The organism is Alkalibacterium sp. s-m-28, assembly GCF_054658175.1.
Genome location: NZ_BAAGIQ010000013.1, coordinates 1 through 12,391 on the forward strand (window position 1 = coordinate 1; position 12,391 = coordinate 12,391).

The window sequence follows — 12,391 nt, forward strand, 5'->3', positions numbered from 1 at the left end:
AAAATCTAAGTATTGATCCAGGCTTAAACGTATTATCGCTCCTCCTATGACGTTATCATAGAAGGAGCGATAATAAATTATAAGGGGTTTTTATCAAACTGTCCTTGACATGGGGTCCAGTTTATATACGGGCAAGGTGTCTTTTCGGGATCAAAGGCCGGCATCGTTTCGCGAATGGTGTCCCACCAGCTTTCAGGGACTGGCGGATACTGCCATTTTGACGGCTCGCTCCAGTCACCCGTCTGAGACGGCATGACCACTGTCCCTTCTCTTTCGTCGATTACCGTCAGCAACGCATCAACGAAGGCCTGGGCTCCCCCATTTACCCAGCCGACTTTTGACAATGAGGTGTGAACGAGGACCACCGCATCTTTCTTCAGCCCTAAATTTATCATGTCCTCCGCTAGTGACTGCACGGTGTTTGGCCGTGCCGTATTTTTGATCAGTTCTTCTCCCATAGGGACCACTTCCTTCATCTGCTCATATTATGTATGAAAAAACGCCCGAACACATCGACCGGTCCAGGCGCATGATTCTTATTCAGTTTAATCTTCTGACGGTACGATTTCAATGGTTTCTGATGCTGTCTAACGCTTATTATCAGATGCCTTGATCCGTTTTAAAATGGTCCGGAACAACTCATCCCTGATTTTTCGTCGTTCTCTCGTTCCGACGATGTACCTTAAGCTCACTTTTACCCAGTTGTCATCAAAGGAAACAAAGACCTGGGGCTTCAGTGACGCATTCTCAATTCGACACGATCACACCAATTGTCATTACTAATTCGGTTGATTATCAGGATATTTTGAACCTTACAAATCTAGATGTCGACTTTGGTGACAAGATCATTCGTGCCATGCCTTAATCAGAAATAGACATACAAAAGCGGACCGCTTCCTTGATGGGAGACGCGGTCCGCTTTTTTTAGTTATCTAAATTTGGTTGCATCGATGAGTTTAAAGGCACGCCTGACTGCTCGTTCCAGTAGCTCAGGTCCTTTGTCCATCGCTTCTTTCAAAGTCATCGGTGCGTCCACGATCGGCAGGACAGCTTGGATATGTTCTTCCGGAACATCTGCTAGACCTTCTTCGATTTTTCCGGCAAACAGAATCACTGGGACATCAGTTTCCCTGCACATGCGGCTGATCCCTACAGGAACCTTACCTTGAAGAGACTGGGTATCGAATTTTCCTTCTCCAGTAATTACCAGGTCTGCATCATTTAAAAGAGCCTTGAAGTTGCCTCTATCAGCCAATAGAGTCAGGCCGCTCTGGAAGGTGCATCCAAAAAAGGATAATGCCGCAAACCCAATTCCCCCAGCAGCTCCCGCTCCTTCTATTTCAGTCATCTTACTCTGTGTGCACTCTTCAACTAGGCGGGCATATTCAGCCATTGCCTTGTCATAGTCTGGCAGCTCATCTTTGGATAGCCCCTTCTGTTCCCCGAATACATAGACGGCTCCGTTCTGTCCCAAAAGAGGGTTGGACACATCCGAAGCCAGCTCCCATTTCACAGAAGTCACCCGTTCATCCAGTTCAGAGGCATCTATGGCTTCGACTGCTTTTAAATTAACGGGCAATACTGGAAGTGACTTTCCTTCTACATCTTTAAATATTACCCCTAGCGCCTGAAGCATGCCTATTCCTCCATCGGTTGTCGCACTGCCGCCCAGACCAAGTATAATTGTTTCAGCCCCGTAATCAAGCGCCTGTCTGATCTGTTCCCCCACACCGTAACTGGTATGATTTTCAGGATGAAAAGTTTTAGGATCTGCCTGAATGATTCCGGCCCCTTCTGCGACTTCAATGACCGCTGTCTTATTTTCTTCAATCCATCCCCATCGGCCCTGATAAGGCTGACCGTTGACGCCAGTAATGGTCCGGGTGATCACTTCTCCTTTTTCTGCTCTGACGAATGCATCTACTGTGCCTTCTCCGCCGTCAGCGATAGGAAAGCTTACGACTTCATGATGTGGCAGTGCATCGATCACCGACTGATTTGCCTCTTCGCTAGTCATTGACCCCTTGAATGAATCGATTGCTGCAATAATTTTCATCTGACCGTGCTCCTTTTAATAATTAGTAAGATGTTGACTGATCATCACTTGATCAGTCTTCCCTATTTAAGGTTATTGGTTGGAAATCTGCTTTATTTTGATGGTGCATGAATGTAGCACTCGAACTCAGTTGGGTTTTCCGTTTGAGTTACGGTGCCTAACCTTCAAACACGTGCCTATCTCTACTTACTTATATTACCAAAAAAATAGCAAGCTTTTACTTTTTCATAGAATAATAACCTTAATCACTCTACTAAGATCGTCGTTATGTAAACTCGCTCAGGCGATTTTTTCATTCTTAATCTTTCAATACAATCTGTGACAGGATACACCCCGATCTGACAAGAACATTGTTAAAACAGGATTTAAATTTGTCTTTATTTTATGTATACTATATAGGGGTTTTTGTGCCCTTTTTCTATTTTTTACCAAATACGATTTACAGGAGAGATTATTTTGCAAAGAACAGTTGGGACAGTTGTCCGCGGGCTGCGCAGTCCAATCATCAATGAAGGCGACAATATGGAATCGATTGTTGTAGATACGGTGCTTGACTCTGCTAAGGCAGAAGGCTATGAGATAATGGATCAGGATATCGTAACGATTACTGAATCGATCGTAGCCCGTGCTCAGGGAAATTATGCTACTTTGGATCACATCGCAACAGACGTCGGAAGAAAATTTGATGGTGAACCGGTCGGAGTTGTTTTCCCGATCCTCAGTCGTAACCGTTTCTCAAACATTTTAAGAGGTATCGCCCGAGGAACTGGCAAAGTCGTTCTTCTGCTGAGTTATCCTTCTGATGAAGTGGGTAATCACCTGGTCTCGCTGGATGAATTAGACGACCACGGTATCAATCCCTGGTCAGATGTCTTAAGCGAATCGGAATTCCGTAATTACTTTGGATACAAAGCTCATCCATTTACTGGTGTCGACTATATCGATTACTACAAATCACTGGTAGAAAATGAAGGCGCAGAATGTGAAGTCATTTTTTCTAATGATGCGAAAACTATTGTTAACTATACTAAAAATGTATTGGCCTGCGACATTCACAGCCGTTTCCGCACGAAGCGTCTGGTCAAGGCTGAAGGTGCTGAAAAAGTGTTCGGTCTGGATGATATCCTGTCTGAATCATTGGACGGCAGCGGCTACAATTCAGATTACGGTCTGTTAGGTTCCAACAAGGCAACTGAGGAAACCGTCAAGCTTTTCCCAAACAACGGTCAGCCTCTAGTGGAAGCGATCCAGGCTCGGCTGAAAAAAGAAACCGGGAAGACAGTTGAAGTCATGATTTATGGCGATGGCGCGTTTAAAGACCCGGTCGGACAAATCTGGGAACTGGCGGATCCTGTGGTATCTCCTGCTTATACAAGCGGTCTGGACGGTACACCTAACGAAGTGAAACTGAAATACCTTGCCGACAACAACTTTGCTCATTTAAGAGGAAACGAACTGAAAGCAGCTATCTCAGAACACATCGTAAATAAAGGGGCGGATCTAGTTGGACAGATGGAAGCTCAGGGAACGACACCTCGTCGCTTAACTGACCTGATTGGCTCACTTTCTGACCTGACGTCAGGAAGCGGAGATAAAGGGACACCAATTATCTTCATCCAAGGATATTTCGATAACTACACGCATTAATAAAGCGCTCAGTTAATTAAAGCAGCAGAACTGGTCTGAATCTTACATCCGATCAGCTCTGCTGCTTTTTGTGATAACTGGCGTTTCTATTCTTTTACAGTTAGTCTGCCATCCGTGTTCAGCCATAGGATCAGGTCCGCATCTGAGAACTGGCTCAGTACACGTTCGGCATTTACCTTATCTGTTCGCTCATAGTGACGACGTGCTTCTTCATGAGTGGCTCCTCCCCGCTGCTTCCGGTTTACAAGCCGATCTGTCAGCGTATTGATATCTGACTCGATGAAAACAGAATAGTCGCACAACTGACGAAAGTCTGCCCACCCTGGCTGATCAAGAAGCAGATAATTACCTTCGACGAGAACAATATCTGCATCAACCTTCACTGTTTCATCTGATACATCATGAAGTAGACGATCGTAAGTCGGCCACAGGACCTCCTGCTTGTTTTTCAGCTCCTGAATCGTTACGTATAAGCGAAGTCTGTCAAATGTCTCAGGAATACCTTTAAAGGTCCTCAGAGGGAATACGGCACCTTCTCTTTCGATGTCATTTGAATCAAGATAAGTATTGTAATGATGAAACCCGTCCATTGCAGCAGCCTGAAATTTAAAAGGCGTATCTATTTCTTTATATAAGTCTTCCAAAAACAGCGATAAAGTCGTTTTTCCGGCTCCCGGTGGTGCTGCGAGGTAGACAATGACTCGGTTACCTTTTTCAGTACGCATGGTCACCAGTTTCTGAAGCAATGGTAGAAAAATCTCCGTTACTTCTTCACTCGTGTAGCTGGCTTCAACTGGGAGCCCTGTCACCGTATATGTCTTCTTATGCATCTGGACGGTCCTCTCCTTCATCTGTGAATCCAGGTATGTCCTTTTCATCATAATACACACGTTCCATGCATAAACCTTCCGGTGCTAACGTTTTTCCTGCTGCCTCACGGTCTCTGGCCTGAATGATCAGCGGAATATCTGAAGCCAGTCGCTTACCAGAAGCCACTTCCACCAGAATCCCCATCAGGATCCGAATCATATTATATAAAAATCCGTTGCCTACAAAGGTGAATACCCACGTGTTAGAGCTGGTGTCCCATTCGACCGAGGCTTGATAGATCGTGCGGACTTTGTCTTCCACCTCCGACTTAGTCGACGCAAAGCTGGTAAAGTCATGGGTGCCTATGAGATAAGTCATTGCTTCTTCAACCGGCTCCAACGTCATCGGGTAACGATGGTGATAAGCATAATTCCTGATGAACGGATCCCTGAACTGATTATTGTCTATTGTATACTTGTACATCTTCCCTTTAGCCTGGAAGCGTGAATGAAAGTCTACATCGGTCAATTCTACATTAGTCACGGTTATGTCTTCCGGCGTCATGCTGTTCAGACCAATATGCATCCTCTTTGGCTCGATATAGAAGGGAAAGTCATAGTGAACAACCTGTCCTCTTGCATGGACTCCTGCATCAGTCCGTCCAGCTCCGTGGACTTTGACTGTGTGACCTTTGGACATCTTCTTCAGAGTATTTTCCAGCTCACCCTGAATTGTCCGCTTGTTCGGCTGCACCTGAAATCCAGAAAACTCTGTGCCGTCATAACTTAGAACAATTTTATACCTGTACGTTGTCATTTTACTTACTTCCTTTAACTTTTCATTTTGCTTGAGAAGTCTACATCTCTGTAAATACTAGTTTATTGAAAAAATATAGCGCGGATTAAACTTCACACCACTTTTACGGTGTACCACTTCTTAGTCAATTAACTACACAGCCAAACCCTATTAATGGTTGATCAGTTAGTCGTCTCTTCAAGAGTGTCGTCTTCAACCTCAAGCTGATCTATCTCATTTTCATCCCATACGTCAGGGTCATAGCCAGTGTAGCTTAGAATAAGATTATCTTCTTTCACCTCAGCTGCAATTTATTCTTCGGAATTTATTATTGCTTCAAGAACCGTTCTATAGCTAGTTTCTTCCGTGTCGCTGTCTTCCCCGGCTGCTTTCAGCCTCCTGCATGTAAGATACCCAATTATCATCTAAATCGTTGGGGATTCCACCTCCCATCATGCCACATCCTGTGAGTAGAGTCCCACCTAAAACTGTCCAGACAATTTTTCTTTTAATCGTCATCTTTTTCACCTCGTCAGATTAATGTATGTAACAGATACTCCTTATCCTATCGCTATCTTAACACATATGGTTAGTCATTATATCAAAAAAACAGGGATAAAGATAAGCATCTTCATCCCTGTTGATTAAGTTCTCAGTACAAATAATGCGGCCGACAGAAGGCCAAATGCCACCATTGTCATGGTATCTCTGTTGACCCATTCCAGCTGGCGGTACTTGGTACGTCCTTCTCCACCTTTGTAGCCTCGTGCTTCCATAGCCGTAGCCAGTTCTTCAGCCCGGTTGAATGAGCTGACAAACAGAGGAATCAGTAGCGGTACGATAGCTTTCATCTGCTGGTAAATATTTCCTTCACCAAAATCGATGCCTCGCGCACGCTGGGCATTCATGATCTTCTCCGTTTCATCCATTAACGTTGGAACAAAACGTAAGGCGATCGACAGCATCAAGGCAATTTCGTGAACAGGCACTTTAACTGCAGCAAGCGGTCGCAGCAGGTACTCGATGGCATCCGTCAGAGACAGCGGCATCGTCGTCAGCGTCAGGATTGTCGACATGAAAATGATCAGGACGAATCGCATGAAGATGAAAACCCCATTCAGAAGCCCTTCCTGTGAAATAACGACTGGCCCGAATCTGAACCAGATCGTCGATCCGCTCGTAAACAGAATCTGTAGAATTACTGTAAAGAGGATCAGCCAGATCAGTGGCTTCACACCATTGATAAAGAATTTCGGGCTGATTTCAGAGAGCTTGACAGCCGTCAGAACAAAAACGGTCAGGAGAACATAGGTCAGCCAGTTATTCGCAAGAAAGATGATGATAATGAACCAGATGGCTCCCATCAGCTTCGCCCGAGGATCCAACCGGTGAATAAATGAGTTGCCCGGGATATAACGTCCGAATATCAGTTTTTCCATCATAATCCTTCACCTGCTTTGCTCGCTAGCTTATCTTTCATCTGCTGGGCCAGCTCATCTGTTGTCAAAGGCAGCGGATCAAATGTCCACTCGAACTTTTCTTCTAGCTCATGAGCAAAACGGACGGTTGACGGCACACCCAGCTGCATGCTGGATAACCACCCGGCTTCCTTAAACAGTTCTCTCGGGTGCCCTTCTTTCATGACCGTCCCTTTTTCAAGAACGATCATGTGGTCAGCGTATGTCGCCACATCATCCATCTGGTGCGTCACCAGCACAACAGTCAGTCCCTGTTCCTTGTAGAGAGTATAGAACATATCCATAATCTCCTTGCGTCCCTGAGGATCCAGACCTGCTGTCGGCTCATCCAGAACCAGAACTTCCGGTTCTAGAGCCAGCACTCCAGCTATAGCAACACGGCGCATCTGTCCTCCAGACAAGTCAAAAGGTGACCGTTCCATAAAGGATTCGTCCAGTCCCACTAGCGGCAGGAGCTCCTTGGCTTTCTCCAGGCCTTCTTCTTCGGACAGGCCGAAGTTCTTCGGTCCGAATGCGATATCTTTGCCAACCGTCTCTTCAAACAGCTGAGCTTCCGGAAACTGGAAAACGATCCCGACTTTTTTACGCAGAGATTTGAGTCCCTTATTCTCAGAAAAGTTTGTAATGACACGGTCTCCGATAGTCACTTGACCACTAGTCGGCTTTTTCAGCGCATTCAGATGCTGAAGTACAGTCGACTTTCCACTTCCGGTATGTCCGACGATGGCAGTAAAGGAACTGTCTTTGATCGTCAGATTGATATCATGAAGCGCTCTACTCTGGAAGGGTGTACCCGGCTGATAGGTGTAGCCTACTTCTTCGAAACGTATGTCCATAGCCAGTCAACCATCCCTTCTTCAGTCAGATAATCCTTGGGCACATCAATGCCCTCTTTCTTAAGTGATGCCTTCAATCTTTCAGGGAAGGGCAGATCCAGTCCCATTTCGACAAGTTTTTCTCCATATGAAAAGATCGTTTCCGGAGTCCCTTCCTGGATCATCTGGCCGTCTCTCATGACCAGTACCCGGTTGGCAGCTGCCGCTTCGTCAATATCATGAGTGATGGACAGGACAGATAAGTTCTCCTGCTCCTTCACTTCCTTGACTGTACGCAGAACTTCTTCTCTTCCCTGAGGATCAAGCATACTGGTTGCTTCATCAAGGATCATGATGTCCGGTCTCAGTGCAACGATTCCTGCAATAGCTACACGCTGCTTCTGACCTCCGGATAGACGGGCTGGTTCACGTTCAGCAAACTCGAGCATGTTCACTTTTTCCAGAGCTGTTCGGACCCGTTCAAGCATCTCTTCTCTGGGAATACCCAGATTCTCGAGTCCAAAGGCTACATCATCCTGAACAGTCGATCCGACAAACTGGTTATCAGGGTTCTGAAAGACCATGCCGACCATTTCACGAATGGACCATACATTCTTTTCATTCAGCTCAAGACCACCGACAGCAACTTCTCCACTATCGGGTTCGATCAGCCCGTTGACCGTCTTGGCCAAAGTGGACTTACCAGAGCCGTTAGGTCCGATGATTGCGACCCATTCGCCTTTATTGATCGAAAAAGATACACCCTTAAGAGCAGGACGCTGATCTTCATCATCATATGTGTAAGTGACGTTTTTAACGTTTATAATTTCAGACATGATTTACCTCAACTTTTTGATTCAGTCTTTAAGTGCAGCGTCTTAGGTGTCAAGACAGCAACTCAACATTACAAGATTACCAAAAACAGTCTGAGATAACAATAGCTAAAGCCTCATGTATCCCTTTACATTAAAGGCTTTTAAAGTTATCTTACTGCCATTCTCGCTATGCTGGGGTACGATTCTTTATGCAGATATTCCTGCTAAAGGTATGATCCCGAAACTTGATTAAGTCATTCACTATGTAAACATATAAAAAAAACACTTTGCGATATATGGTGCTCCCCCCGAAGGAATCCTCCGGGGGAAACTGAGCTAGACACTTGGAAACTAGTCCATCATCGTAACGCTCATCATACATCCAAAAGTGATTTGGTCAAATCATTATATCGATTACTGATTACTCAGCATCTTCGTCAGCAGAAGCTGCAGGTCCCTCAACAAGCTCAAGTACAGCCATTGGTGCACCGTCACCACGACGAGGTTCTGTTTTCAGTACGCGTGTGTATCCACCGTTACGCTCAGCGAAACGAGGTGCGATATCATCAAACAGTTTTTGAAGTACAGTTTGTACTACGATTTCGTCTTCAGTTTCTGATACAGTTGCCAGTTCGTTACGAACAAATGCAGCAGCTTGACGACGAGCGTGTAAGTCTCCACGCTTACCTAATGTGATCATTTTATCGGCAAGTTTAGATACTTCTTTCGCACGAGTCACAGTAGTTACAATACGCTCGTTGATGAAAAGATCTGATGTCAGATCACGAAGCATTGCTTTACGCTGTGAACTAGTACGTCCTAATTTACGATAACCCATTCGTCGAAATCCTCCCTTAACTACAAGATTACAATTCCGTCATGTCAGACATGCCGGTCAGTTTTTTATAACATACCTGTTTAGGTATATCAGTTAGTATGAGTAATTACTCTTAATCACGCAGGCCCAGATCGAGCTCGCCTAATTTAAGTTTAACTTCTTCCAGTGATTTACGTCCCAAGTTACGGACTTTCATCATTTCTGGTTCAGTTTTATTTGTCAGTTCCTGAACAGTGTTTATTCCAGCTCGCTTCAGACAGTTGTAAGAACGTACAGACAGATCAAGCTCTTCGATAGTCATCTCAAGCATTTTTTCCATTTGTGTTTCTTCTTTTTCAACCATGATTTCAGCTTCGCGGGCTTCTTCTGTCAAGTTGACGAATATATTCAGGTGTTCGGTCATGATTTTAGCTGCTAAACTTACACCGTCTTCAGGAGAGATCGAACCATCTGTCCATACATCAAGCGTCAGCTTGTCGTACTGTTCTTTTTCTCCAACACGTGTATTTTCGACATGGTAGTTCACTCGGCTGATTGGGGTATAAATCGAATCAACCGGCAATACACCAATCGGCATATCATCGTGTTTGTTGTGTTCAGCGCGTACATACCCTCTGCCTTTTTGTGCTTCCATTCGGGCGTGTAAGTGTCCACCCTCAGAGACTGTACAAATATATAGATCCGGGTTCATTATTTCAACATCACTGTCAAAAATAATATCAGCAGCTGTGACAGTTGCCGGTCCCTCGACATCTATTTCAATTGTTTTAGTTTCATCAGAATACAACTTAAGCGCGAGTTTTTTTAAGTTTAAAATGATGGCAGTAACATCTTCTACTACTCCATCGATCGCAGTGAATTCATGCAAAACGCCATCAATTTGAATATTTGTGACGGCAGCACCTGGCAAAGATGATAGTAAGATTCGACGCAGGGAGTTACCCAGAGTAGTTCCGTATCCTCGCTCAAGCGGTTCTACGACAAACTTGCCGAATTTTCCATCTTCACTGATCTCAACTGTATCTATTACCGGTTTCTCAATTTCGATCATATAGTCCGTTTACCCCTTTCAAAACGTTTAGTCCACGCTATCCTAAAACGACATCTATTATTAAACGCGACGACGTTTTGGAGGACGGCATCCGTTATGTGGTACCGGTGTTACGTCACGAATTGCAGTTACTTCCAAACCAGTTGCTTGTAGAGAACGGATTGCAGCTTCACGGCCTGACCCAGGTCCTTTAACAGTAACCTCGACAGACTTCATGCCATTTTCCATTCCGCCTTTAGCAGCAGCTTCAGCAGCCATTTGAGCAGCGAAAGGTGTTGATTTACGAGAACCTCTGAATCCTAATGATCCAGCAGATGACCATGAAATCGCGTTTCCATGTACATCAGTTATCATTACAATAGTGTTGTTGAATGTTGAACGGATATGTGCTACTCCGTGTTCAATATTCTTTTTCACTCGACGTTTACGATTACGAGCGGGTCTTTTTGCTTTAGCCATTCGTAGATTGACCTCCTAACTTAGGTGATTATTTTTTCTTGCCGGCAATAGCGATTGCTCTGCCTTTACGCGTACGCGCATTGTTTTTAGTGTTCTGACCACGTACTGGAAGACCACGACGGTGACGAATGCCACGGTATGATCCGATTTCGATTAAACGTTTGATGTTTTGGTTCACTTCACGACGAAGATCTCCTTCAACTTTCAGTTTATCGACTTCAGCACGGATTGCATCTAATTGATCGTTTGTCAGTTCACGTACACGAGTTTCCTCTGGTACGCCTGCAGCTTCAAGAATCTTCTGAGCTGTTGTCTTACCGATACCATAGATATATGTTAATGAAATTACCACATGTTTGTCACGTGGAATATCTACACCTGCTACACGAGCCATGTATGAGCACCTCCTGTTATTATATTATCCTTGACGTTGTTTGTGCTTAGGATTTTCGCAAATAACCATTACACGGCCGTTACGACGAATCACTTTACACTTGTCACACATTTTTTTGACTGATGGTCTTACTTTCATGAACTTTCCCTCCTTGAGTCTTCGGAGTCCTAAGTTTATTTAAATCGATACGTAATGCGTCCACGAGTTAAATCATATGGAGACAATTCTACCGTTACCTTATCCCCAGGCAGAATCCGGATGTAATTCATACGAATTTTGCCAGAAACGTGTGCTAGAATTTCGTGCCCGTTCTCCAATTCAACTTTGAACATTGCATTAGGCAAAGTTTCTAGGACGGTTCCTTCAATCTCTATAACATCATCTTTTGCCACGCCTGGTTTCCTCCTTTGATATCTCACTTCTGTACACATGAAATAGTGAGAACAAAGTATTCTCACTTGATTATCTACTATAATAATGTAAAACGCCAGCTTTTTGACGCTCGTACTATTATATCATGCGCACACAATCATTGCAAGGATTCATTATAAAACATCGGACTTCTTAGTTTAACTGGTCCACAATGTCCTGAAATACTTTTTTCGGATCCTGTTCGCCGTCAATTTCACGAACCAGATCGTAGTCAGCATAATGCTTGACAAGTACTTCTGTCTGTTCTTCATTCACATCAATACGATTCTTAACTGTTTCAGGCTTATCGTCTTCACGCTGATAAAAATCGTGTGCGCCGCATTTATCACAAGTGCCCTCCACTTTAGGTGGATTCATTGTCTTGTGATACGTAGCACCACAGTTTGAACACATGAATCGGCCGGTCAGACGTTCCATTAAAATGTCTTTAGGTACCTTAATGTACAGAACATGCTGCAGTCTTCTGTTCTTCGAAGCCAAAGCTTTCTGTAAAGCCTGTGCCTGATTCAACGTGCGAGGGTAGCCATCCAGTAAAAACCCTCTTTTGGCATCGTCTTGTTCGAGACGTTCTTTGACAATTCCATTTGTTACTTCATCTGGCACGAGATTTCCCTCGTCCATGTATTTTTTTGCTTCCAAACCCAGTGGAGTCTTGTTCTTCATAGCTGCCCTGAACATATCTCCGGTAGAAATATGCGGTATATTGAATTTATCAGATATACGTGCAGCCTGAGTCCCTTTCCCTGCTCCGGGAAGACCTAACAGGATCAAATTCATCTTGCTTCCTCCTTAAGTTGGTAA

At 44.4% G+C, this 12,391-nt stretch carries 17 protein-coding genes; 2 read left to right on the forward strand and 15 right to left on the reverse strand.

Going from position 1 to position 12,391, the window contains the following annotated elements; translation table 11 throughout:
• Positions 1-77 precede the first annotated feature (77 nt).
• Complete coding sequence (locus ACYQ4S_RS03340) at positions 78-458, reverse strand: AAC(3) family N-acetyltransferase (protein ID WP_459769345.1); 381 nt, start codon at positions 456-458, stop codon at positions 78-80.
• 278 nt (positions 459-736) lie between these two features.
• On the opposite strand from ACYQ4S_RS03340, the gene ACYQ4S_RS03345 reads away from it, so the two are divergent.
• Positions 737-865, forward strand: coding sequence for a hypothetical protein (locus tag ACYQ4S_RS03345; protein WP_459769347.1), 129 nt, complete (start codon positions 737-739; stop codon positions 863-865).
• A 63-nt stretch (positions 866-928) separates the two neighbouring features.
• Here ACYQ4S_RS03345 and ACYQ4S_RS03350 read toward each other — a convergent pair whose 3' ends face one another.
• Complete coding sequence (locus tag ACYQ4S_RS03350; RefSeq protein ID WP_459769349.1) at positions 929-2,056, reverse strand: glycerate kinase family protein; 1,128 nt, start codon at positions 2,054-2,056, stop codon at positions 929-931.
• A gap of 456 nt (positions 2,057-2,512) precedes the next feature.
• Here ACYQ4S_RS03350 and ACYQ4S_RS03355 point away from each other — a divergent pair, with 456 nt between their 5' ends.
• On the forward strand, positions 2,513-3,703 hold the full coding sequence (locus ACYQ4S_RS03355) for a coenzyme F420-0:L-glutamate ligase (RefSeq protein WP_091481888.1): 1,191 nt from the start codon (positions 2,513-2,515) through the stop codon (positions 3,701-3,703).
• 86 nt (positions 3,704-3,789) lie between these two features.
• Here ACYQ4S_RS03355 and ACYQ4S_RS03360 read toward each other — a convergent pair whose 3' ends face one another.
• The 13 genes from ACYQ4S_RS03360 to ACYQ4S_RS03420 all read right to left on the reverse strand — a co-directional run bounded on the left by ACYQ4S_RS03360 (position 3,790) and on the right by ACYQ4S_RS03420 (position 12,367).
• Positions 3,790-4,533 (reverse strand): nucleoside/nucleotide kinase family protein, encoded by a 744-nt coding sequence (locus ACYQ4S_RS03360; protein ID WP_459769350.1) that lies wholly within the window; start codon positions 4,531-4,533, stop codon positions 3,790-3,792.
• Complete coding sequence (truA, locus tag ACYQ4S_RS03365) at positions 4,526-5,329, reverse strand: tRNA pseudouridine(38-40) synthase TruA (RefSeq protein ID WP_459769352.1); 804 nt, start codon at positions 5,327-5,329, stop codon at positions 4,526-4,528. Before truA ends, ACYQ4S_RS03360 begins: the two co-directional genes overlap by 8 nt.
• A gap of 333 nt (positions 5,330-5,662) precedes the next feature.
• Entirely contained in the window at positions 5,663-5,827 is a 165-nt protein-coding gene (locus tag ACYQ4S_RS03370) for a hypothetical protein (protein ID WP_459769353.1), read from the reverse strand.
• 125 nt (positions 5,828-5,952) lie between these two features.
• The gene (locus ACYQ4S_RS03375; RefSeq protein WP_459769355.1) at positions 5,953-6,750 is read right to left on the reverse strand and encodes an energy-coupling factor transporter transmembrane component T family protein; all 798 of its coding nucleotides are present in this window, start codon (positions 6,748-6,750) and stop codon (positions 5,953-5,955) included.
• On the reverse strand, positions 6,747-7,622 hold the full coding sequence (locus ACYQ4S_RS03380; protein WP_459769356.1) for an energy-coupling factor ABC transporter ATP-binding protein: 876 nt from the start codon (positions 7,620-7,622) through the stop codon (positions 6,747-6,749). Before ACYQ4S_RS03380 ends, ACYQ4S_RS03375 begins: the two co-directional genes overlap by 4 nt.
• On the reverse strand, positions 7,598-8,437 hold the full coding sequence (locus ACYQ4S_RS03385; protein ID WP_091265244.1) for an energy-coupling factor ABC transporter ATP-binding protein: 840 nt from the start codon (positions 8,435-8,437) through the stop codon (positions 7,598-7,600). The genes ACYQ4S_RS03380 and ACYQ4S_RS03385 overlap by 25 nt, the downstream gene beginning before the upstream one ends.
• 400 nt (positions 8,438-8,837) lie before the next feature.
• Complete coding sequence (gene rplQ / locus ACYQ4S_RS03390; protein ID WP_459769358.1) at positions 8,838-9,254, reverse strand: 50S ribosomal protein L17; 417 nt, start codon at positions 9,252-9,254, stop codon at positions 8,838-8,840.
• Positions 9,255-9,366: 112 nt separating this feature from the next.
• The gene (locus ACYQ4S_RS03395; protein WP_459769360.1) at positions 9,367-10,305 is read right to left on the reverse strand and encodes a DNA-directed RNA polymerase subunit alpha; all 939 of its coding nucleotides are present in this window, start codon (positions 10,303-10,305) and stop codon (positions 9,367-9,369) included.
• Positions 10,306-10,365: 60 nt separating this feature from the next.
• On the reverse strand, positions 10,366-10,764 hold the full coding sequence (rpsK, locus tag ACYQ4S_RS03400; protein ID WP_091265252.1) for a 30S ribosomal protein S11: 399 nt from the start codon (positions 10,762-10,764) through the stop codon (positions 10,366-10,368).
• A gap of 28 nt (positions 10,765-10,792) precedes the next feature.
• A complete protein-coding gene (gene rpsM, locus ACYQ4S_RS03405; protein ID WP_091265254.1) occupies positions 10,793-11,158 on the reverse strand; it encodes a 30S ribosomal protein S13 in 366 nt (121 codons plus the stop codon).
• Between the two features lie 24 nt (positions 11,159-11,182).
• A complete protein-coding gene (gene rpmJ / locus ACYQ4S_RS03410; protein WP_034299928.1) occupies positions 11,183-11,296 on the reverse strand; it encodes a 50S ribosomal protein L36 in 114 nt (37 codons plus the stop codon).
• A 35-nt stretch (positions 11,297-11,331) separates the two neighbouring features.
• Positions 11,332-11,550, reverse strand: coding sequence for a translation initiation factor IF-1 (gene infA / locus ACYQ4S_RS03415; protein ID WP_459769363.1), 219 nt, complete (start codon positions 11,548-11,550; stop codon positions 11,332-11,334).
• Positions 11,551-11,722: 172 nt separating this feature from the next.
• Positions 11,723-12,367: an adenylate kinase gene (locus ACYQ4S_RS03420; protein WP_346025024.1), complete on the reverse strand. Its 645-nt coding sequence runs from the start codon at positions 12,365-12,367 to the stop codon at positions 11,723-11,725.
• Positions 12,368-12,391 lie beyond the last annotated feature (24 nt).